The organism is Metabacillus sp. 84 (assembly GCF_050107715.1).
In the GTDB taxonomy this organism is placed as follows: Bacteria; Bacillota; Bacilli; order Bacillales; family Bacillaceae; genus Metabacillus_B.
Genome location: NZ_JBNILN010000003.1, coordinates 378812 through 401011, shown reverse-complemented (window position 1 = coordinate 401011; position 22200 = coordinate 378812). Strand labels below are relative to the sequence as shown.

General features: G+C 45.0%; 23 protein-coding genes and 1 pseudogene. 10 read left to right on the top strand and 14 right to left on the bottom strand.

Annotated features, from left to right (window positions below; genetic code table 11):
* Positions 1 to 7 precede the first annotated feature (7 nt).
* From ACQCV8_RS08850 to ACQCV8_RS08840, 3 genes are all read right to left on the bottom strand, one after another.
* Positions 8 to 2428, bottom strand: coding sequence for a heavy metal translocating P-type ATPase (locus ACQCV8_RS08850; RefSeq protein WP_426844213.1), 2421 nt, complete (start codon positions 2426 to 2428; stop codon positions 8 to 10).
* Positions 2429 to 2508: 80 nt separating this feature from the next.
* Positions 2509 to 2718 (bottom strand): copper chaperone CopZ, encoded by a 210-nt coding sequence (copZ, locus tag ACQCV8_RS08845; protein WP_426844212.1) that lies wholly within the window; start codon positions 2716 to 2718, stop codon positions 2509 to 2511.
* 9 nt (positions 2719 to 2727) lie between these two features.
* Positions 2728 to 3069: a metal-sensitive transcriptional regulator gene (locus ACQCV8_RS08840; protein WP_426844210.1), complete on the bottom strand. Its 342-nt coding sequence runs from the start codon at positions 3067 to 3069 to the stop codon at positions 2728 to 2730.
* A gap of 152 nt (positions 3070 to 3221) precedes the next feature.
* On the opposite strand from ACQCV8_RS08840, the gene ACQCV8_RS08835 reads away from it, so the two are divergent.
* The 5 genes from ACQCV8_RS08835 (at position 3222) to moaC (ending at position 6361) form a co-directional block, all read left to right on the top strand.
* Entirely contained in the window at positions 3222 to 4343 is a 1122-nt protein-coding gene (locus tag ACQCV8_RS08835; RefSeq protein ID WP_426844209.1) for an NAD(P)/FAD-dependent oxidoreductase, read from the top strand.
* A gap of 11 nt (positions 4344 to 4354) precedes the next feature.
* A complete protein-coding gene (locus ACQCV8_RS08830; RefSeq protein ID WP_426844208.1) occupies positions 4355 to 4663 on the top strand; it encodes a hypothetical protein in 309 nt (102 codons plus the stop codon).
* Between the two features lie 110 nt (positions 4664 to 4773).
* On the top strand, positions 4774 to 5268 hold the full coding sequence (locus ACQCV8_RS08825) for a MogA/MoaB family molybdenum cofactor biosynthesis protein (RefSeq protein WP_426844207.1): 495 nt from the start codon (positions 4774 to 4776) through the stop codon (positions 5266 to 5268).
* Positions 5265 to 5843: a molybdenum cofactor guanylyltransferase gene (locus ACQCV8_RS08820; RefSeq protein ID WP_426844206.1), complete on the top strand. Its 579-nt coding sequence runs from the start codon at positions 5265 to 5267 to the stop codon at positions 5841 to 5843. Before ACQCV8_RS08825 ends, ACQCV8_RS08820 begins: the two co-directional genes overlap by 4 nt.
* A gap of 11 nt (positions 5844 to 5854) precedes the next feature.
* On the top strand, positions 5855 to 6361 hold the full coding sequence (moaC, locus tag ACQCV8_RS08815; RefSeq protein ID WP_426844205.1) for a cyclic pyranopterin monophosphate synthase MoaC: 507 nt from the start codon (positions 5855 to 5857) through the stop codon (positions 6359 to 6361).
* Between the two features lie 38 nt (positions 6362 to 6399).
* On the opposite strand, the gene ACQCV8_RS08810 is transcribed toward moaC, so the two are convergent.
* Entirely contained in the window at positions 6400 to 7137 is a 738-nt protein-coding gene (locus tag ACQCV8_RS08810) for a TIGR02206 family membrane protein (RefSeq protein ID WP_426844204.1), read from the bottom strand.
* A gap of 171 nt (positions 7138 to 7308) precedes the next feature.
* Here ACQCV8_RS08810 and ACQCV8_RS08805 point away from each other — a divergent pair, with 171 nt between their 5' ends.
* Complete coding sequence (locus tag ACQCV8_RS08805) at positions 7309 to 8310, top strand: LLM class flavin-dependent oxidoreductase (RefSeq protein ID WP_426844203.1); 1002 nt, start codon at positions 7309 to 7311, stop codon at positions 8308 to 8310.
* Positions 8311 to 8723: 413 nt separating this feature from the next.
* Here the strand turns inward: ACQCV8_RS08805 and ACQCV8_RS08800 are convergent, their stop codons facing one another.
* From ACQCV8_RS08800 to ACQCV8_RS08790, 3 genes are all read right to left on the bottom strand, one after another.
* Positions 8724 to 9011, bottom strand: a complete 288-nt coding sequence (locus ACQCV8_RS08800) for a DUF3219 family protein (protein ID WP_426844202.1) — start codon at positions 9009 to 9011, stop codon at positions 8724 to 8726.
* A 95-nt stretch (positions 9012 to 9106) separates the two neighbouring features.
* Positions 9107 to 9409, bottom strand: a complete 303-nt coding sequence (locus tag ACQCV8_RS08795; RefSeq protein WP_426844201.1) for an iron-sulfur cluster assembly accessory protein — start codon at positions 9407 to 9409, stop codon at positions 9107 to 9109.
* Positions 9410 to 9422: 13 nt separating this feature from the next.
* A complete protein-coding gene (locus tag ACQCV8_RS08790; RefSeq protein ID WP_426844200.1) occupies positions 9423 to 10451 on the bottom strand; it encodes an LLM class flavin-dependent oxidoreductase in 1029 nt (342 codons plus the stop codon).
* Between the two features lie 181 nt (positions 10452 to 10632).
* Between ACQCV8_RS08790 and ACQCV8_RS08785 the strand changes: the two genes are divergently transcribed.
* Positions 10633 to 11067, top strand: coding sequence for a DUF2512 family protein (locus tag ACQCV8_RS08785; RefSeq protein WP_426844199.1), 435 nt, complete (start codon positions 10633 to 10635; stop codon positions 11065 to 11067).
* Positions 11068 to 11581: 514 nt separating this feature from the next.
* Here the strand turns inward: ACQCV8_RS08785 and ACQCV8_RS08780 are convergent.
* The 4 genes from ACQCV8_RS08780 to ACQCV8_RS08765 all read right to left on the bottom strand — a co-directional run bounded on the left by ACQCV8_RS08780 (position 11582) and on the right by ACQCV8_RS08765 (position 17177).
* Positions 11582 to 12652, bottom strand: coding sequence for a PQQ-dependent sugar dehydrogenase (locus ACQCV8_RS08780; protein WP_426844198.1), 1071 nt, complete (start codon positions 12650 to 12652; stop codon positions 11582 to 11584).
* Between the two features lie 66 nt (positions 12653 to 12718).
* Entirely contained in the window at positions 12719 to 14242 is a 1524-nt protein-coding gene (locus ACQCV8_RS08775; RefSeq protein WP_426844197.1) for a TerD family protein, read from the bottom strand.
* Positions 14243 to 14562: 320 nt separating this feature from the next.
* On the bottom strand, positions 14563 to 16173 hold the full coding sequence (locus tag ACQCV8_RS08770) for a PQQ-binding-like beta-propeller repeat protein (RefSeq protein WP_426844196.1): 1611 nt from the start codon (positions 16171 to 16173) through the stop codon (positions 14563 to 14565).
* 278 nt (positions 16174 to 16451) lie between these two features.
* A complete protein-coding gene (locus tag ACQCV8_RS08765) occupies positions 16452 to 17177 on the bottom strand; it encodes a YqcI/YcgG family protein (RefSeq protein WP_426844195.1) in 726 nt (241 codons plus the stop codon).
* A gap of 135 nt (positions 17178 to 17312) precedes the next feature.
* On the opposite strand from ACQCV8_RS08765, the gene ACQCV8_RS08760 reads away from it, so the two are divergent.
* The 3 genes and pseudogenes from ACQCV8_RS08760 to tnpA form a co-directional block, all read left to right on the top strand.
* Complete coding sequence (locus ACQCV8_RS08760; RefSeq protein ID WP_426844194.1) at positions 17313 to 18305, top strand: LLM class flavin-dependent oxidoreductase; 993 nt, start codon at positions 17313 to 17315, stop codon at positions 18303 to 18305.
* A 68-nt stretch (positions 18306 to 18373) separates the two neighbouring features.
* The gene (cls, locus tag ACQCV8_RS08755) at positions 18374 to 19588 is read left to right on the top strand and encodes a cardiolipin synthase (protein WP_426844193.1); all 1215 of its coding nucleotides are present in this window, start codon (positions 18374 to 18376) and stop codon (positions 19586 to 19588) included.
* 139 nt (positions 19589 to 19727) lie between these two features.
* A pseudogene (tnpA, locus tag ACQCV8_RS08750) lies at positions 19728 to 20016 on the top strand (IS200/IS605 family transposase); the annotation flags it as partial.
* A gap of 73 nt (positions 20017 to 20089) precedes the next feature.
* On the opposite strand, the gene rpiA reads toward tnpA, so the two are convergent.
* The 3 genes from rpiA to ACQCV8_RS08735 form a co-directional block, all read right to left on the bottom strand.
* Complete coding sequence (gene rpiA, locus ACQCV8_RS08745; RefSeq protein ID WP_426844192.1) at positions 20090 to 20779, bottom strand: ribose-5-phosphate isomerase RpiA; 690 nt, start codon at positions 20777 to 20779, stop codon at positions 20090 to 20092.
* 58 nt (positions 20780 to 20837) lie between these two features.
* On the bottom strand, positions 20838 to 21494 hold the full coding sequence (locus tag ACQCV8_RS08740) for a peroxiredoxin-like family protein (protein ID WP_426844191.1): 657 nt from the start codon (positions 21492 to 21494) through the stop codon (positions 20838 to 20840).
* Between the two features lie 77 nt (positions 21495 to 21571).
* The gene (locus tag ACQCV8_RS08735; RefSeq protein ID WP_426844190.1) at positions 21572 to 22186 is read right to left on the bottom strand and encodes a TetR/AcrR family transcriptional regulator; all 615 of its coding nucleotides are present in this window, start codon (positions 22184 to 22186) and stop codon (positions 21572 to 21574) included.
* Between the last annotated feature and the right edge of the window lie 14 nt (positions 22187 to 22200).

Sequence of the window (22200 nt, the reverse complement as noted above, 5' to 3'; positions counted from 1 at the left end):
CCCTTTTTTAAAGTTTAACTCTTTGAAGTCTGAGCGCGTTCAGTACAACAGAGACAGAGCTGAAGGCCATTGCGGCACCGGCAAGCCAAGGAGCAAGAAAGCCGGCTGCTGCTATCGGAATTCCTAGAACGTTATAGCCCAGCGCCCAGAAAAGATTTTGTTTAATATTCCAAATGGTTCTTTTGCTCATCAGCAGTGCATCGGCAATAAGTGTTAAATCACCTCTGATGAGCGTAATGTCCGCAGCCTCCATAGCAATATCCGTTCCTGTACCGATGGCGATCCCTGTATTGGCTGCCGCAAGGGCAGGAGCGTCATTGATTCCGTCGCCGGCCATGGCCACTTTCCTGCCCTGCTGCTGCAGTTTTTTAACAGCTGCTGCTTTTTGTTCGGGCAATACCTCTGAGATCACCTCTGAGATACCAGCCTCGCGGGCTATGGCTCTTGCTGTTCGCTCATTGTCGCCGGTAATCATTATGACCTGAATGTTCAATTCCTTAAGCCGTTTGATTGCCTGGGCTGATGTATCCCGAATCGTATCGGCAACTGCCATCAGTCCGGAATAAACCCCATCTATACTGACAAGCATAACGGTCTTTCCTTCTGATTCCATCGCCTCCATATCCGGATACGCCTCTGACACATCGATGGCAAATTTCTTCATTAGCTTACGAGTGCCTGCAAGCAGGACCTTCCCTTCCACAGCAGCACGGATTCCATATCCCGGGATTGCTTCAAACTTCTCTACGGCAGCCAGCGGGATCCCTTTCCTTTGAATTCCCTCAGCCACAGCTTTCGCGAGCGGATGCTCCGATTGGTTCTCTGCGGAAGCTATGATGGATAGCACTTGCTGTTTTTCTTCATGGAATATCCGGATATCCGTAAGCTCTGGGGTTCCGTAAGTTACAGTTCCGGTTTTATCCAGCAAGACAGTGTCGATCTTATGGGCATTTTCAATATGCTCCCCGCCTTTGAATAAAATACCGAATTCCGCCGCCCTCCCCGATCCTGCCATGATCGATGTCGGGGTTGCAAGCCCGAGTGCACATGGACAGGCTATGACGAGCACTGCAATAAATTTTTCCAGCGCTGAAGAAAGATCACCGGGATTAAGCCATACTATCCAAACAAAGAAGGTCAGAAGAGCCACCCCAAGGACAGCTGGCACGAAGACACCTGAAATTTGATCTGCAAGACGCTGAATCGGTGCCTTTGAACCTTGGGCATCCTCTACTGCTTTAATAATTTGGGCGAGTGCTGTTTCTTTTCCGACCTTACTTACCCTGAATGTCAGAAAGCCGTTTTTGTTCATAGTTGATCCATAAACTAAATCTCCTGATTTTTTATCGACTGGAATGCTTTCTCCTGTCAGCATCGATTCATCCACTGCTGCAGTCCCTTCAACAATCTCCCCATCCACCGGTATTTTTTCACCCGGACGCACAACAACTATATCTCCGAATGTCACTTCATCAAGCGGCAAAACGGTTTCTTTCCCATTGCGGATAACTGAAGCAGATTTTGCCTGGAGTCCCATCAGCTTTTTTATCGCCTCTGAGGATCTGCCCTTTGCCCTTGCTTCCAGCAATTTCCCAAGCAAAATCAAAGTAATCAGAATGGCGCTCGTTTCAAAGTAAAGTTCCGTCATTTGAGTATTAGCCAGAAGATGCGATTGGGCTGTCAAATATACACTGTAAAAATAGGCGGCCGATGTCCCCAGCGCTACCAGAACATCCATATTGGCTCCTCTATTTCTCAAAGCATGGAATGCCCCAATGTAAAATTGCCTTCCCGCTATGAATTGCACCGGGGTGGCAAATGCCAGCTGAACCCAAGGATTCATGAGCATTTCCGGCAGAAAAATGAAAGAGGTGAAGGAAAAATGGCTCACCATCGCCCATAGCAGCGGAAAAGAGAGGATGGCAGCAAACAAAAACCTTCCCTGCTGATTTTGAAGGAGCTTCTGACGCTCCTCATCCGTTTTTCCACTACCGTTAACGCCGCTAACTGCTGCTTCGTACCCCAGTTTTTCAATCCGTTTGACCAAATCATCAGGCGTTAACTCAGAGGGCTGATATTCTACTGACGCGCTTTCCGTCGTCAGATTGACAGAAGCATGTATAACTCCATCCATTTTATTTAGCCCTTTCTCAATCCGGCTTGAACAAGCCGCACATGTCATACCCGTGATGGAAAGCGCCGTTTTTTCACCACCAGTCTCATACCCGAGATCCTTCACCTTTTTATGAATGTCAGAGATGGAGATGGTGTCCGGATGGTAGATCACCTTTGATTTTTCTAACGCAAGATTGACATTAGCCTGCTCCACTCCGTCCATTTTCCCGAGTCCCTTTTCTATACGTGAAGCGCAGGCTGCACATGTCATACCGCTGATAGGTATGGTAGTTTCCTTAAATGAACGGCTCATTTTCTCATCTCCTATACCTTTAGGGGGTATATTATCTTAAAAATGAAACGTGCCATGTAACCCGGCACGCTGCCACTTCTCTAGTCTTTTACATCATAGCCCTGATCGTCAATCGTTTCCTTGATTTTCTCTAACGTGACTTTTTCAGGCTGAAAGCGCACTTCCACTTTGCCTTGCTGTAAGGATACTTTTACAGATTCTACACCTGCTAGTTCACCTACACTGCCTTCAACTGCTTTTACACAGTGCTCGCAGCTCATTCCGTCAACTGTAAGCGTTGTATTCAACATCAATTCCTCCTATCCCTTTTTCGTTAATTTGCTGATTGTCAGCAGCACTTCATCGAGGACTTCCGAATCTCCAGCCTGAATCCGCTCTGCTACACAGGTTTTCATATGCCCTTCAAGCAATAGTCTTCCAACACTGTTTAATGCAGCCTGAGTAGCGGCAATCTGCGTAATCACGTCATCACAGTATGTGTCTTGCTCAATCAGTCTTTTGATGCCCCTTATTTGGCCTTCAATGCGGTTAAGACGGGAGGTAAGATTCTTTTTGGTTAATTCTGAATGATGGCTTTTTCTTTCGGAGCTTGCGCAATGCTCAGCTTCCTGTTTTCCAAGTTGTATTTGCTCTTCTTCCATCTTTCCACCCCCTTACGCTTCTTATAATATACCATACCCCTATTAGGTATGCTAACAAACCGCTTCTTTCCCCCTTCCCTTTAGCTTTGGGCAGGAAGGCTGATAATGATATAATACATACAGATTGAAGGAACTGAAAAAGGATGCGGATCATGGAAACAATTATTGTAATCGGGGCAGGTATCGCAGGGGCTTCAACTGCCTATCATCTTTCTAAATATGGAGCGGACGTCATCCTGGCAGACAGGGAAGAGCCCGGTCAGGCCACAGGTGCTGCAGCGGGAATCGTGTGCCCATGGCTCTCACAGAGAAGAAATAAAGCTTGGTATCTGCTTGCTAAAAACGGGGCCCGCTATTACCCTGAATTGATTTCACAGCTCGAAGCGGATGGCGAGACGGAAACCGGCTACGCAAAAACAGGGGCCATCAGTCTCCATTCTGAAGAAAAAAAGATTATGAAGATGGAGGAAATGGCAATCAAAAGAAAAGCAGATGCCCCGGAAATCGGAGAAATCTCGCGGCTTTCTCCTTTTGAGACGTCAGCGCTCTTCCCTGGTCTATCTGATCATTTTTACGGCTTACACGTTACTGGGGGAGCGAAAGTCGACGGAGGGAAAATCTGCAGCGCCCTTATCCAGGCAGCGGTAAGAAATGGAGCATCTTATCTGACCGGTGATGCCCGGCTGCTCTTTACGGATCACCAAGTTACAGGGGCTGTAATTGGAGGGGAAACCATTCGGGCAGAAAAAGTAATCGTTTGTGCAGGTGCATGGGCCTCCCAGCTGCTGGCTCCGCTCGGAATCCGCTTTAACGTTACCTTTCAGAAAGCGCAAATTGTCCATCTTGAGCATACAGAGAAAAAAACGGACAACTGGCCTGTTCTTCTGCCGCCGGGCACTCAATATTTAGTTCCTTTTTCAAATGGAAGGATCGCTGCAGGCACTACTCATGAAGATACCCTATCCTTCGAACCTGGTCCAACAGCAGCGGGGATCCACGAGGTACTCGGCAAGGTGATGGAAACGGCTCCCGGTTTGAAAAACAGCCAGTTTGCAGAAGCAAAATACGGCTACCGGCCATTTACAGAAGGATTTTTGCCGGTATTTGGAGAACTGCCTGGCTGGAGGGGCTTGTTTGCCGTTAACGGACTAGGTTCTTCCGGTCTGACAATGGGTCCGTATATCGGGGCTGAGCTCGCTAAGCTTACTCTTGGAATGGACTCTGACCTTGACTTAGGTCCGTATAGCCCTGCTATAACCATTGAATCTTACTAGGAAGTGAATTGATGAACAGCAAAGAAGTAGAAAACCAAATCATCCAAAACTATCAAAAGGATGAGAAAATGATGATTCTCGTTTTTGCCCAATGGTGTATCAATCATGGCTTGGATCCAGAGTCACTCTATCAATCTGCCTATCCGGGCCAGCAAAAGAACCAGGCCCTCCGGGAAGCACTGGAACTTACCGTTTCAAAAGAGGAAGCAGGTCCGATTGCAGATGATACCTTGCTTGGTGTTCTATCATTGTTTGGCAACGAAGACCTTGCATTTGCCGTCACGGAGGAAATAGAGAAAAAGAGAAAACGATTAAAATAACCTTGCAGAAATGAATTTCAGCAATCATTCATTCTTAAAGACTGTATTTGTCCTGCGTTTTTGATAAAGTGTAAGTAAAGCATCCATTTAAAGGAGAGTGCTGATCCAGCGTGCATAAGCATGACCAGACAATTGCGGTTGATGCAGCCGTATTAACAGTCAGTGATTCGAGAACAAAAGAGAATGATGCGAGCGGATCGCTCATTCAAAATCTTTTAACCAAGCATGGCCACAGCACGATAGCATACAGCATTATGAAAGATGAACAGAGCCTCATATCCCGGACGGTTACCGGCTGGTGTGAAAACCGTTCGATCCAGGCCATCATTGTTACAGGCGGAACTGGCTTCAGTCCGAGAGATGTAACCTATGAAGCGGTATCCCGGCTCTTTGATAAAGAAATGAACGGCTTTGGAGAGCTGTTCCGCAGTTTAAGCTACGATGAAATCGGCCCTAAAGCCATGTTCAGCAGAGCGGCGGCGGGAAGCCTGGATGGGCGCGCCATCTACCTTCTCCCGGGGTCCGAAAATGCTGTGAAACTCGGGATGGAGAAGCTGATTCTTCCAACCATCCAGCATTTCATTGAGGAGTTAAACCGCTTATGAAAACAGCCGGAGTTGTGCTCGCCGGAGGAAGATCTTCAAGATTCGGCAAGCCTAAGATGTTTGAGATACATAATGGCAAGACGTTTTATGAACACAGTTTGGACGCTCTTAAGAACAACGGACTTTCTCCGCTGATCATTTCGACAAACAAAGATCTTTCAGCCCAGTTCAAACGGGAGGACATACGCCTCATAGTTGAAGAGGAAAAATTATCCTACCAAGGTCCACTGTTTGCCATTCATAATGTCATGAGCAGGGTTGATGACCCGGAATGGTTTTTCATCCTTTCTTGTGACATTCCATTTGTTACAAATGAGTTCGTTAATGAAATGCTCGAGTTTGCAGAGGAATCTGATGCGGATGCTGTGGTCCCTGTTCAAGGAGGACGTATCCAGCCATTAATGGCGCTCTACCACAGAAGGACGATGCAGCATCTCGAGAAGATGCTGGAAGCGGAAGAACATAAGCTTTCCCAGCTTTTAAATGACCTGCATGTCTTAACCATCCCTTTTTCAGAGGATGATCCTGCTTTTATCAACATCAATCATGCGAAAGACTGGAGTAAAGATTACTAGGGGGAATGGGAATGGAGTTTACCCATTGGAACGAATCAGGCCGACCGAGGATGGTGGACATATCCGATAAAGCAGACTCGGACAGAACCGCAGCAGCGCAGTCTATTGTCTCGATCTCAAATAAGCTTTACGCGGCAATTCAGGAAGGCGTAATTAAAAAAGGCGACCCCCTGCAGGTTGCTCAAATCGCAGGGATCATGGGTGCAAAAAAAACGGCGGAACTGATTCCCATGTGCCACCCCATTCAGCTTCAGGGGACCGATTTTGAGTTCCGGTACATCCAGACGGCAGAGGGCTATGATCTCGTCATTACCGCTGCTGTCAAATGCGACGGGAAAACAGGCGTGGAAATGGAAGCCCTGACCGCTGCGTCCATTGCCGCATTAACGTTCTATGACATGTGCAAGGCAGTGGACAAAAGCATGGTCATCAAAGAGACCTGTCTTTTAAAGAAAACAGGCGGCAGGAGCGGCGACTATAAGAAGAATTCCAATCATGAACCCAAGAATGCGGAATGAGCATTCCTGGGTATTTATTTTGCCCCGGAACTTTCCCTTCACATTTGGGCTTTTGATTTTATGAACCGGCTGTCAGAGGACTTTTCCTTAAAGATGAGCCAAAGGAGCACACTCATCCCTGCCGCAATACCTTCCAGTGAAAGGATGTACCATGGATAAGGACCAAGCAGATCCAGCAGACTTCCGCTTGACGGCTTATGATCCAAAAACATATAGTTTCCACCTGTTTGGCTGTTAACAAACAAAACCACAGGCAAAATCAGATTCAAAAATAAAATCGTTTTTACTACTGAAAAAATTGTTGGTCTATACCCTTTTGTCCATGTGTAATAAAGCGGCACGGCCATAATCCAGATGTGAGTATAGAAAAAGTGAAAAAAGCGGAAATGCGGAAAGCCTATATCAAGGACAGGCGTTAATACAGCCTGAGAGGCACCCATCAGACCTATAAATAGCAAAATTTCATAAAACACTCTTTTTCCTGTCAGGAGAAGCAGGAAGGTCATGATAAAACTGATGTTGCAAAGCTCCAGCGGGAGGGCATGCCGGAGCTCCCAATTATCATGAATGAGCAGCCAAACATGATAGAGAAGCTCGAACGCGATTAAGCTGATGGCAAGCATCCTTTCATACCGCTTCATATTCATCTTTTGCAATACCGCTCTACAAGCATACAGCGCCCACACTAAAAGCAGCAGAACTCCCAGTGCCGCTATGTGAGTGTCTCCATACATCGCGAATGGAAAGTCTTCATGGCTCCCGGTAAATACATTCATTAAGTGAATCTCCAATCAATACGGCGTCCCTATTAGTCTATCATGGCACTAAAATGCTTATCACCTCTTTTCTTGATAAATAGTAAAATGAACGACTAATGCAAACATTTTTTCAACAGCCGCCTATTGAGCTAAAATAAAGTCATCTGCAAGAAAGAAAGAAGGAATACGATGAAGCTTAGTATTTTAGATCAATCACCCAGATCAGCTGAAAAAACACCTAAAGATGCACTTGATACTTCGCTCCGGTTAGCTATAGCTGGTGAAAAGCTTGGATATCACCGCTATTGGATCGCGGAACATCATGATTTTCCCGGTTTAACAAGCTCAGCCCCTGAGGTCATCATCAGCTGGATCGGAGCAAGGACGAAAACAATTAGACTTGGTGCGGGAGCCATTCTGCTGCCTCATTATAAACCCTACAAAGTAGCTGAAACGTTTAATCTCCTCTCTACTCTATTCCCTGGCCGGATCGACTTGGGAATCGGCCGTTCTCCTGGAGGATCTGCTGAGGCCTCCATGGCTCTTTCCGGAAATTTTCTTGAAAATGTAAAAAACCTGCCTTCCTCACTGGAAGAGCTCTTACACTTTTTAAGAGATGATTTCCCAGAGGACCATCCATTCAGAGCACTGAACCCCTCACCTGTTCCGGCATCTTCTCCGCGTCCCTTTGTTTTAGGGACAAGCAGAAAAAGTGCGAAACTTGCTGCAGAGAATGGAACAGGCTATGCGTTTGGTCAATTTATGGGAAGTCATGATCCAGATATAATTAAGGATTACAAAAAATATTTTGCTGCAAGCAATGGCATGGATGCACCTGAGGCCATTTTGGCCGTCCCGGTTATTTGTGCGGAAACAGAGGAGCTCGCTGAGAAAATCGCAATCCCCTCTCTCGTTTGGCAGCTGATGATTGAGAAAGGAGAAGGAGCACAAGGTGTGCCTTCCTTTGATGAGGCAAAAGCCTATCTTAAAACGGATGAAGATTTGGAAAGACTGGATAAATTGAAAGCTTCAATGGCAATCGGCTCACCTAAAACCATCAAAGCAAAGCTCGAGGGATTAATCGCTGAATATGGAGCAGATGAAGTAATGATGGTTACAATCACGCACTTAGAGCACGAAAAAATCCGATCCTATGAGCTCATTGCACATGAATGTTTTTCAAACGGTTAAATATGAAAGAGGCCTTGGAGTGGAGGTCTTTTTTTGGTAGTCCGAGCTGGGTGAACGGCAGAGGCGGTGGCGAATTGTGTCGAAAAGTCTTTATATTTAGAGTACGGACAATATATTGTGAGTACGGACAATAAAACGGAAGTACGGACAATATATCTAGAATACGGACATTAAAACGGAAGTACGGACATTAAATTAAAATAACAGTCTAAAAATGATCAAAATCAGCTTCTATCTGAAACATACAGGCACTTGTGAAGCCTAGAATAACGCATCTATCAGGCTATCGGAGGTCATCCTTGAACGAATGGTGTTACATTCCTGACGAAATCCATAATAATTTTGCGGATGGAAGCCCTCATTTAAAAATATCGGAACAGTTCAAGATGATAGCTTAAATTAAAAGGCCGGAATCATTCTCCGGCCTTTTTCTCAATCAATTGAATGTGGTAATCTGCTATTGCATTTTCCTCATACAAATTCACAGCCGAGGTGGAATATTTCTGGATTACGGCTTGGAAAGACAATCCTTCCTCAGGAACTTGTATGTGAAAATCCTTCTTATACAGGAGCGTTGTGACTTCATGGTATTCTTGTCCGCTTCTGACTTTAAAGTTAAAGGTAATCTGATGCAATCCGCCAGCACGGTCATGTACAAAGCCGGTTCCTTCGAAACGCCTCTCATTTATTAAAATTTCCATGAATGATGCTCCCCTTCCCGAGTACTTTTCTAACGCTTTTTCGTAAAGCCCATAAAGAAAGCGCCCCCCGCTTACCGGAGCGGCGCATCATGAGATTAATGATGGTTATGCCAGCCCTTGCGTTTGTTAATAATTTCAAATCTTTCTTGCGGTACGAAAAAGAATTGAATCCAGACGCCGTCCAAAAACTCTTCTCTGCTGTCCATTAAGATGTCTATCCCCTTGTCAGTATGGACAATTTCATCGTGCTCTGCAGGTGTATCAAGCCTCACATCATAATGGGCATGATCTCCGTGCATTTCGGTTATGAATACGCGGATCATTTTTCCTTGTCCTTCTTCACTTTCAAGCATTTGCTTTAGCTTTTTTGCCGCATTGCGGTTTATTTTACATTCCATCATCATTTCTCCTTCAGTTGTTCTTTGCCACTTGGGATGTTAATTCATAGGATTTTAATCTTGCCTGATGGTCAAAGATGTTTGCGGTGATCATAATTTCGTCCGCCTGTGTTTCATCGATAAATTTCTGCATCTTATCTTTTACCTGCTCAGGGCTTCCGATAGCTGATGCTCTTAATGTTTGCTGAATAGAAGCTTTTTCATATTCATTCCATAGAGCGTCCATATCATCTACTGGCGGATTCAGCTGGCCTGGACGCCCTCTTACCAGATTAAGGAACTGCTGCTTCATGGATGTGGATAAATAGCGGGCCTGTTCCTCTGTTTCAGCTGCCACAGCATTCATCCCTACCATTGCATAAGGCTTGTCCAGCAAGTCAGAAGGCCGGAAATGCTTCCGGTAAATATTGAGAGCTGAAGTGGTGTGATCCGGTGAAAAATGGCTTGCAAAGGCAAATGGCAGACCCAGCTGTCCGGCAAGCTGGGCACTGAAGCCGCTTGATCCGAGGAGCCAAACCGGGATGTCGAGCCCTTCACCCGGTACTGCCTTGACGTGGCTATATTCTGAAGGCTTAAAGTAAGCCCTCAGTTCTTCTACCTGCTCGGGGAAATCTTCACCTGTGCTCAATTCTCTCCTTAGCGCTTGAGCTGTGAGCTGATCTGTTCCAGGCGCTCGTCCGAGACCAAGATCAATCCTTCCCGGAAAAAGAGATTCCAATGTTCCGAATTGCTCTGCGATAACAAGGGGTGCATGGTTTGGCAGCATGATTCCGCCGGAACCTACCCTGATTGTGGAAGTGCCATTGGCAATATGGCCAATGACCACGGAGGTAGCTGAGCTGGCGATTCCCCTCATATTATGATGCTCTGCAAGCCAATAACGGTTGTATCCCCATTTTTCAGCATGCCGGGCAAGGTCCAAAGAATTGGCAAGCGCCTCGCCTGCATGGCTGCCTGATACGATCGGGGCCAAGTCTAATACAGAAAGTTTTATTTCATGAAGCTGTTTATTGTCTTGGTCGGCATAATTCCGTTCAAACACATCTATTCCTCCATTGCACGTAGAATTTATCAAAACAAATCATTAAATGATCAAATCATAAGGACAACTTTACTATATGTCCCGCTAAATTTCGAATGATCTGCACCACCAGGCTAAACCTTCCTGAATAGGTATGAATGGATCTTTTTCTGACAACACTGAAGAAAAAGGAGTGAATAGCGTGAATCAGCTTGCTGTTATAAGTGTTAAATTTATTATCGCTGCGGCCGCCTTCGCCATTGGCCTTGATTTATTCTTTGAAGCCGGAGTGCCGGATATTCTTTCCTTTAGTCTATTTGCCGCGTTGGCTACTTATTTGCTGGGAGACCGGGTCATTTTTCCTGCCCTTGGAAGCCGGGCCGCTGTTATTACGGAATTTTTTACTGTTTATCTAGGTGTATGGATTTTCGGGTCGGTGCTATATGAAAACTATTTGCAAATCGCATGGGGGAGCATTATTTCGGCTGTGATTTTTACTGCGGGTGAGATACTTGTTCATTTATTTCTGCTTGACCGGGCAGCCTTCGCTCCCAGTTCTCCTGTCCGTGCCAGCCGTCCTGCTTTTGGGTCAGAATTCTCAAAAGAACTTGATCCCAGAGATAAAAATAATAAATAAACGTTCGTCAATTTTTCCTTTCAACTTTCAAAAAATGACCGGATTTGCCTATCAAAAACATACAAATCCCCCCTTCCATCTTCATATAAAAGCGGCAATTGAGGATCTTTTCGAATATTTTCCAGAAAGTAATCAGAATTCGCGGAGCGCTCAAATGTTTTATCCCGCGAAAAAGACGGTATTAGATAGGTAACAATCTCAAATTAAGGGGGGAGCATCATGGTAATCAGAGCAGGAAGCTGGAAAATGCTCTCGGCAAAAGAAAAGCTGTTCATCTTAAAAGCCGTTAGCCATTTATATAAATCTAAAGCGTAATATCCTCTTGAATCTTCCTATAATCGGCAACCCATTCTTCTGTCCAGTGCATCTATTATTCCGGATAAGCAGAGCGCCTCACTCCATGCAGGCTGAACCAATGAATGTATAGACCCTCCTTCCAGTCCCTGATCCCGCAATTATCAATCCCATTAAATTAGCGGCCCGGCTTGTGCGGACCGCTTTTATTCATTGCCGTTCAAGAGGACAGTTCCTTAAGACTAATCTTATAAAGCTTATCATCATCCGCCTTTGGGTTTCCCCTGCCATCCGTATTATTCGTAATAAAGTAGAGATGATCTCCCTCCAGTAAAACGTCCCGTATTCTTCCATAGCCGCTAAGGACTTTTTCCACTTTTTCTGAACCTGTTTGAAACTTATAGATCCCCTGTCCTCCCAGCCCTCCATAATAGAGGGTTTCTCCACTTATTGCAGAGCCTGATGGTGCCCAGGAATAATTACCGGAATGGGCAATGGGTGTTTTCATGTTCTCTTTTTTTTCATCACCGGTTATTGCGGGCCATCCATAATTTCCACCTGGTTCAATCCTGTTGATTTCATCATATCCACTTGGTCCATGCTCTGTACTGTACATCACTTCATCCGCTGTCCAGGAGATCCCTTGCGGATTACGGTGTCCGTAAGAAAACACATATGAATGTTCAAATGGATTATCTTCAGGAATGGTTCCATCCAGATTCATCCTCAGGATTTTTCCTCCGAATTGCTCCGGATCCTGGGCGATTTGATCTTCTGAAGCATCTCCAGCTGTGGCATAAAGCTTTTGGTCGGGTCCGATTTCAATTCTCCCGCCTTGATGTACAGGACCGCCCGGTATTTTATCCAAAAGCGTTTTCCTTTCCTTCCATGTGTCTTTATCCAGCTGAAGCTCGATCAGACGGTTATAGGCCTTTCCATCGTTATCGTAAGTATAGTAGGCGAAAGCCTTCCTGTTTTCTAAGAAATCAGGGTGTAAGGCAAGCCCCAGCAGCCCGGCTTCTGCCGCATCAGCAAATGGCTTCTCCAGCTCGGTTTTCATCCTCGTTTTCTTCTCTCCTTCTACCTTAACAATTGAACCTGTCCTCTCGGAAAGATAGAGTACACCGCTGCTGAAGTTAAGGGACCATGGAATGTCGAGCTGATCGGCGATTATTTCTGCTCTCTTATTTTCTCCAGCTGCAGTTTCCCTGGCATCCTCTTGGGCTTCATCCTGGACAGAGCATCCAGCTGCGGCTGTGAAGGCAAGAAACAATAGCATGAATTTTTTCACGATTGCACCTCCTGTTTTTAAAGGGATTAACCATAAAAACGGCCTGAGTGCACAGGCCGTTCCGAATTATGATAAAAATTCAGCAGGATTCAGTCCCAGCTCTTGGCAGATGTCTGCCACTGCCTGCTTTTCTGAAGGATCGAAATTTCCGTCTGCAAATCCAATGGCCACACAATAGCGGACGACAAGTCTCCCAATCTCAGGCTTTGAGCGGACATTCCCAAGCGCTCTCATTGCCTCTGCCCTTCCAGACATCCAGTCTCTTTCTAAGGACATGACAAACTGATTGAACTTTTGATTCACTTTTGCTGTATCAAAGACACGAAGCTCCTGGCTGCTGCTGAAAAATTCATTTACTTTTTGTCTTTCTGCGTCGGATATGTGTCCATCAGCAAGACTGACGAGAGCACAGCCTGCAACGATTGCATCCATTACATCCTGGCTTTTAAAGCGCTGCAGCAGTTCCTGGGCATTCCGTCTTTGTTCATTGGCCCAAGCGGCAAAATCCTTTTGATCAGGAGACCATTTATGAGAACATTGATTGCAGTTGAATTGAACTTTATTTCCGCCTATAAATCCACCAAGCAAGCCTACCGGCCCAAGTACCAGTCCTCCTAAAGCTGCTTTCCCGATGCCAAACCCTTTCTTGCCTGCCCGGACATTTTGAGAATGGCATCTGGGACAGGAAGCTGTGCCGCTGGCTGCATTCGTCTGAACGACGCCGCTTCTATAGGATGGCTGAGCATTTTGATTGCTGCCGGGGTAAGGCTGGACTGTTCCATGATTTTGCTGATATGGATTAGAGCTGATTCCCTGACCTCCCTGGTATGCACCTTGAGAAAAGCCCTGCTGATTTTGCTGATAGCTCTGCTGACTGTTCTGGAAGCCCTGCTGATTTTGCTGATAATTCTGCTGGCCTGGCTGTATGTATCCCGACTGCGATTGCGCCGGCTGCTGCGGTGTAAAGGAAGGGGGAGTCTGGTGGCTGAACGAAGGTGCAGCTGCAGGTTCGTCGTCTACGGTTACACCAAAGTTCCGGCAGAGTGCAGCCAGGCCGCCTCCGAACCCGCTGCCAATCGCATTAAATTTCCACTCAGCCTGGTGGCGGTAAAGCTCTGCAGCAACAATCGCCGTTTCTACAGAAAATTCATGCCCAAGCTCGTAACGGATGTACTCCATCCCATTGTCCTCATTGTAGATCCGGACATAAGCATTGGAAATCTGCCCAAAATTCTGTCTTTTTTCCACCGCATCATGGATGGTGATGGTAAAAGCTATTTTTTGAAATTTCGGGGGTACCCTGCTTAGATCTATTTTAATGAGTTCATCATCCTGAAAACCAGCTCCGGTCCGGTTGTCTCCGCAGTACAGCACAGAGCCCGCTGCACCATTGGGGTTATTATAAAAAATAAAATCGCTGTCCGAGGGAACTTTACCATTCTCCCCCAACAGGAATACCGATGCATCCAGGTCATAGGATGCTCCGCCCATCGAATTCACATCCCAGCCTAATCCCACTGCTATTTTGGATAGTCCCGGATTTGTTTTCGTTAAATCTACCTTTTGCCCTTTACGCAATGTGACACCCACAGATTCATCTCCCTCTCTGACAAATAAGGAATTTAGTCTCTATTATTCTACCATCAATTCTGAACTTCCCCAAATTATTACATATTAAAGGACCAGCAAAAAATTTGCCGGTCCATAACATTTCGTAACTACAGGAAATGCGGTCTGCATTTATGCTTGAGCATTTTGATGATAGCAGAATGTACTTATGCATGGCACTGATAAAACTGATCATTTTACTCTTAAGCTGGACTGGCTAACATTGAGACTTGCGTCAATTGATATCATAAATCCATATCACTGGAACCAATACTTATTTTTCATTTAGGTAATCTTTATTTCTACTTCATTCTTATACTAAATAACTGACCACCTCTGGTTGCAATTACAATACTCTGGTCAATTACAATGGGAGAAGCCTCTATATTAGTGCCTAGATTTATTTTATCAGCAATGTTGCCATTATGATTGAGAAGATATAAATTTCCGGCAGAGTCCCCTTGAACTAAGTAGGCTTTGTCGTTTTCGGTATAAACAGCCACTGTGGAGGACCAGCTGTAATCATCCATTTCCCAGCGCCATTTTTCTTCCCCTGTTTTTGTATCAAAACTAATTAAAAGTCCCCCATTAAATGATTTGTATCTGGATATATTGTAAATAACCTGCCCTTCCAGCGCCCCTTCCCCTACTACTGGGGTTCCAAGCACGCCGCCATTTACTGGCCTTTCACCCAGTAAGGAGAAGCCAGGTAATTTCTTTTCCCACTCTATCTTCCCGTTTAAACCATTAATTTTCTGGATTCTGGCATACCCCGCTGCCCCTTGCTTGTCAATTTGTGAACCCGTATAAAGAAACGGTGTGTTTTCCTCATTGCTTACAACGAGCGTGGCATCCGTATCATCATAGGGGGCATTGGCCCATACCGGTTCATTCTTAATTAGATCGATAGCTTGTATACCTCCGCCATTATCTGCAAAATAGGCAAGGTTTTTGTAAACAGCTATTGAGTTTTCTACTCCCTGATAGTCGTTCCCCTCCTGTTTATACCGATACTTAGAAATTGCAGGATTAATCGATATTTTGCCTTCAGAGGGTATATATTCGGTATTTAATTTTATAGAATAAACAATCCCGTTTTCCCCTGCAATAATCATTGCATCCTCTTCTTTATGGATGAGTGGAGAGCCATCGAAGGCCCCCCATTTTCTATAGGCGTAGGGATCTTCACCCGGTATGAAGGACAGAAGCGACCCATCTATCAAACTGTAAATCCTATAGCCTATTTCTCCAGTATGAGGAACCCCCTGCCCCACATACAGCAGTGGATACCCCCGAGGATCCAGAGCCACACTTCCTTTGATGGGATTTTTTATATGAATGGGTTTTCTAGTCGCTTTGCCGGTTTCCAAGTCAAGAAAATATACCCTTCCATCAAGGGATGCAAAAACGACTTCTCTAAAATTTTTTTTACTTTTATATTCAGGATATAAATTCATTATTTCTTTTTCTTTTGCCTTCCAGGCTACAACACTAGGCTGTCCAACCCAGCCTCCCCCTCCTCCCCACTTAGGAGAAGAAGAAGTTTGAAAAGCCCAATTATTCATCAGGCTCTCCTCTTTTATAATCGTGGAGCCGGTGTAAGCATTGTTTCGGAAGGGACCTGCTCTAAAGGTGAGAATTCCATTAATATCCTGGTATTTCCTTGGGAACGGGGCCGTAAAACTCTCATTTGATTTGCTTAATTCATATGTAATAGCAGATGCGCTTGGTTGCTTTATCGCATCAATTTTCATCCATTCCTCTTTGGATTGAATTGTTATTTGTTCCTTTGCTGCAGCAGAAACTTCTTTGCCAGCATGCTCTTTCATACTTCTGTCAGTATGCTGCTGCATGCATCCTGCAAGAATAAAAACTGTAACTATGGAAAATAGTATCCTGATTATATAATTCAATAATTCCCCTCCTGGCATGGCCTTCATGTGTTTTTTTATCCGCCACCCCTTCTTTCTAATATCCTGCAGATCCTATTTTCGAAAAGTTTATAGGTTTATTCAGCTTATAGCCAAACCTTTTTTAGAACGTGGCTTAAAGCAGACAAATTCCCCTGCCATGACGGTGTACAGGTTCCTTCGATTAGCATTCAGAGTTTATCTGTCCATTCTTCGCTTATTATACCATATTATTACATTAATAAAGGACCAGCAAAAAATTTGCCGGCCCTTACCTTCTTCTATTTATGCGAAAACGGACATTTTCCTTTGATGGGTTCCACATCATCCCCGATAAAATATTGTTTCCATTCGTTATGGTTCACGTCACCATAGTGGCTGATATCCGGATGAGTAGGGAGCTGATCCCATTTTTCCACCCGCTCCCGTACTTTTTCACGGGACATGATGCCGCCTTTTTCTGTCCCCTCCAGCCCTTCAAAAATCATTCTTGGCTGAAATCCAAGAACCAGGCTGTTTCCAAGGTCTCTTGTTTTCCTTTGCTTATATGCGGGGGCATTTCCGAAAATGAAAAATGGTTCCCCTGCAAAATGAAAGTCCCACAGGTGATGCTCCGGATCCTTAGGTGCATCCTTCGGCCACGGTTTTGGATCGTGCTCGTGAAGATACTGCAGAATATCCCAAAAGCGTTTGCGGTACAATTCAAGCTCCCCTTCTTCTTCTTCAGGCTCCATAAAGACAAAAAGCCCATGCCGTGTATAGGGAGGATCTTTAAATAGTTCCAAAAACTGACCGACCGCTTTTGGAAGATTGGACCAATCCTCTCTCGTTATGTATGCATAACGCAGCTCCCCCTTCTTTTCAGCCTTCATGCCAAAATAGCAGGGAAACGTTGCATCTGTCACAACACCATGAAAATTCTGATATTCTTTCAAAAGCCAATCTGGTACAAGATCCGGATTTGTCATATCCTCTTTAGTGAGTAGAGAAGAAAAAGCGGTTTGCATAGTGAACCTCCTTTAAATGAACTGTTTTTTCTTTTCCCTGTTTGACGGTTTGAAAAACTAAAGAGCGTGCTCCTTGCTTTAAGCCTTGCCGCTGTGGCATTCTAACAGAAAAAGCCTGCAGGAAGGATTTTATAGATGAAATTAAGTATATTGGATCAGGTTCCTGTCTCTAAAAACACCTCTGTTACGGAAGCGCTCAGCGGTACGCTCAAGCTGGCCCGGCATGCAGAAGAAATGGGCTACAGCAGATATTGGTTTGCAGAACATCACGGCACTAGGGGAATGGGCAGCACTTCCCCTGAAATTCTAATGTCCTATATTGCTTCCAATACAAAATCAATCAGAGTCGGTTCAGGGGGTGTCCTTCTTCCCCAATACAGCCCCTATAAAGTAGCTGAGAATTTCCGTCAGCTCGAGGCACTTTTTCCTGGAAGAATAGACCTGGGAGTAGGGCGTTCGCCGGGGGGCACAAGAAAAATCCGCAATGCCCTTCTGGACGGATCCGCCAAAAGCATGGAAGAATTTCCAAGGCAGCTGAATGACTTGATTTATTATATAACCGATTCGATTCCTTCAGACCATCCTTACCACGGAATTAAGGCGGCACCTTTCACCAAAACCGTCCCGCCCATTTGGGTGCTGGGACTTGGAGAGAACAGCGCTGAATTGACTGGAGGTCTTGGCCTGAATTATGTTTTTGGGCATTTTATTAATCCGTCACGCGGCAAAGAGGCTTTTACGGCCTATAGAAAATCCTTTGAACCCTCCCTTTTTTCGCCAGCCCCGGGATCGCTATCCGCTGTATTCGTAATTTGCGGAAAGAACGATGAAGAGGCAGAAGAAAGGGCGCTCAGCCAGGACTTATGGCTGTTAAGAGTGGAAAAGGGCCTGGATAGCAGAGTGCCAAGTATTGAAGAAGCGAAAGCGGCCTCCTATTCTGAATCAGACCGGACCGTCGTATTACGCAACCGTAAAAGAATGATCATCGGCGGTCCGGAAAAAGTAAAAAATGAATTGGCCGAGTTATCAGAGCGCTACGAAACAGAAGAATTTATGGTTTTGACCAATCTGCATTCGTTCGAGCACAAAGTACAGTCTTTTGAAAGGCTCGCTGAACTCTATTTATAACTTTGCCGAGTTGCGGCATACTACCCGTTAAAAGGATTTGCACAGCTGCTGCGGGGAGTTTGAAAAGGATGCTAAAAAAATTGCTGCTGACGGGGGCTCTCACGGCCATCACGCTATTTGGAATCGGATACCATGCTCTCCGGGACATTCGCTCTCAAGCTGAGGTTTACAGCGGGCAGCATCCACTTGCTGCCTCAAAGGTGTCCTATGGGGATGCTGATTTGCTTACAGACGGAAATCAGCTGCTCCATTCGCTATTTAACGACATCCATCAAGCTGAACACTATATATACATTCATTTCTTTATAATCCGCAACGATGGGATCAGCAGAAAATTTTTAAATTTATTAGAAGATAAAGCGGAAGAAGGGATTGAGGTAAAGCTGTCTGTTGATGCCATTGGAGGAAACGAAATCACAGACAGCCTGATTTCGAAACTTGAAAAAAGCGGGGTTCAGTTCACGAAAAGCCGGCCAATCTCTGCCGAACATTTCTTCTACCGTCTAAACCATAGAAATCACCGCAAGCTTGCGGTGATGGATGGAACCGTTTCCTATATTGGCGGGTTTAACGTAGGAGAAGAATACATTGGAAAGGATCCCTCATTCGGCTACTGGAGGGATTATCATGTCCGGCTTACAGGACCCGGTTCACATTCCATCGCAGAACAATTTTTAAAAGACTGGGAGGAGGACACGGGTATAAGACTTTCGGTACCTGTCTCGCGGGCAAAAGCTGAACCTGGGTCTGAGAGGTATCAGCTCCTTTATTCCACTGGACCAGATCTTGAAAAGAAAATGATTGAACTGATTGGCAAGGCTAAGATAAGCATCATGATCGCAACTCCTTATTTCATCCCAACCGACGCACTGATGGACGCACTGCTTTCTTCTATCCGACGGGGAGTGAAGGTTGAGCTGTTAATCCCGGATAAACCCGATTATTGGTACACGAAACCGCCGAGTTATCCCCGCACCAGAAAACTCCTTAAAGAAGGAGCAGACGTTTACCTGTACCAGAAAGGATTTTTCCATGGAAAAGTGTTCGTGATAGACGACACGGTTGCCGATATCGGAACGGCAAACTGGGATAAAAGAAGTCTCTTTTTAAATGATGAAGCGAACTGTCTTTTTTACTCCCAGCCGTTTATTTCCAAAATAAAAAAGGAGCTGCAGAAAGATATTTCCTCCAGCCGCAGCCTTACGGAAGATATGTACGAAGAGCTTCCCTACTGGGAAAAAGCATTGGAGCATACTCCTTCTTGGATTTATGAGCTGTTTTAATCCAATGCATGCTTGAGATTAACGTACTTCCAAAAGAAGTCTCCCTCTTCATACAGGTGAAGGTGCAACAGCATGAGCGGTAAGGGTTTCGGTTAGGCGACGGGCTAAAGACTTTTGCTTTATGCATACTGGTATTTCAGTGAAATTAGATAGTAATAACCATTCAGTGTTCTGGATGTATGATCATCTTGTTTTGGCCGTGAAATATAGAAGGAATGTTATGGATGATGCCCATTTCAGACTATGCCAAAGATAAATTTATCCCATTGGCCGAACATCACACTATAACATTGTTCGAGTGAAACCATGAGATGGACCATGCTCACATCTTGTTCAAAGCTCAGCCTGATTCGGAATTGTCAAAGTTCATCAATGCTTATAAAAGTGCTAGTTCAAGCAGATGCTATGCGGACAAGAACTTCATCTGGCTTAATGACCGGGTCCGGGATCTCTTTATGTGGTAAAAAGCCGGGTCCACCGAATGATCAAAAGCTAAAGCTTTCATTTTCTCTCTCCTTGCTTGCTGTTTTCTCTTATTACGATACTGCCGTTCAGTCCGGTAATCACCACATGCGGATGTTGAAGAAACAGCCCGTGGTCTACGATTCCGGAAAGCTGCTTCAGTTCAGCTGCAAGTCTGTGAGGATCCTCAATGCGTTTCAGATGGAGATCATAAATCACATTTCCGCTATCCGTCAAAAACGGTTTGCCTGCTGTGTTTTTTCTCAAAATGGGATGTAATCCTTGTTTTTCAAGCTTTTTCTCAATGTGGGCTGAACCAAATGCCACTGCCTCAACTGGCAGGGGAAATTTACCGAGATGCTGAACGAGTTTTTCATGGCTTGCAACCCATACAATTTTTCTTGAAGCGTTTGCGACTAGTTTTTCTCTCAGCAGTGCTCCGCCTCCCCCTTTTATCCCATTAAACTGGGGGTCAATTTCATCCGCTCCATCAATTGTCACATCAATTCGCTGAACATCATTCAAATCTATTAAAGGGATGTTCAGGCTTTTCGCATGAAGGGCTGTTTTCTCTGAGGTCGCTACACCCTTCACACTCATGCCCTGCTTTACGAGCTCTCCGAGTTTCTCTATTGTAAAAAAGACCGTGCTGCCTGTACCCAGCCCTACGGTCATGCCGTCTTTTATGTATGAGGCTGCATATTCTCCTGCCTGTTTTTTTTCATTCATTTTTCTCCCTCCTATGTAGAAGAAACGGCCGGGGAATTTGTCCGGCCGCCATTTTTTATTAACGAGTGATTTGTTTGAGCTGTTTTAGAATTTCCTGCGGCTCAACACGGTCCTTGTAATCGGCTTTCGTATATTCGTAGACAATGTTTCCACTTTGATCGGCAATATAGGTAGCTGATACAGGCAAAGTCCACGATTCATCCCCGTTGTGTCCTGGAACATCCAGCCCTTTTTCTTTATAAATATCAATCAGGTACTGAGGCATCTCATAAACAAGGTTAAAGTCACGTGCTGTTTTATTCCCTTGATCACTAAGTACATGAAAGGCGAGATCGTTTTTTTCCTTCGTGCTTAATGAAGCATCTGGATTTTCAGGACTGATGGCAATTAATTCAGCACCAGCATCGTGAATTTCATGGAGAATATCCTGGTAAGCCTTCAGCTCCATATTGCAATATGGGCACCAGCCGCCTCTATAAAACGTAATGACTGCAGGCCCTTTTTTTAAAACATTGGCGATACTGACTTCATTTCCCTGTGCATCCGGCAGGATAAAGTCCGGCACCTGATCTCCAACCTTCAAGCCTTTGCCTTCTTCGGATTCTTCAAGCTCACGGATTGCTTTTTCCATATCTTCCTGGGTTTTGGCCGATGCATTTTTTTTGAATTTTTCTAAGTACTGTTGGAATTGACCGCCTAAGGATTGCTGAGTCATCAATAAAACCTCCTGTTATGATATGAATTGTACGAACCCATCGTAACAAGTTTTGTCCTTAAACGCTTCCGATATGCTTACTCGAATGGGAAAAGGGCTGTTTCATGACCGAAGAGCCGCTTAATTACTCCCTCCAAATCGGTTGACCCAAGAAAAAAATCGGAATGATACAGCCTTGTTCTTAGACGGAAGCCATCCAGAATCAGCATGAATAGCTCCGCAGCCTTGTAAGGATCCGTATTCCGCGGGATCGTTCCGTTCTGCTGACCGGATCTGATCCATAAAACGGCAAATTGGAACAGGCTTTCATAAAACTCATCCAGCGCATCCTTAGCTGTTTGATGTTCGGACCTTGACACGAGATAAACAAAAATTTTCCCGATTATTTTATCAGGGTCCTCTATGGCTTTAAGCTGCCGGGCTAAAACATCGGCCGGGTTTAGCAGTGTTTTTTCGCCTGCTGACAGCTGATAAAATAGCTGTTCATTCTTTTCAAGCGTTAAATTCTGCAACAGTTTGGCCATTAAATCGTCTTTCCCGGTTACGTAGTGATAAATCGCTCCTTTTGAAAGTCCTGTTGCTTTCATCAGTTCAGCGAACGTCGTCTTTTCACAGCCTTTTTCTGCAATCAGCTGTCTAGCAGATTCCAAAATCATATGTTCGGATCGCAGTCTTTTTTTTACCTGTTTCACGACATCCCTCCCGC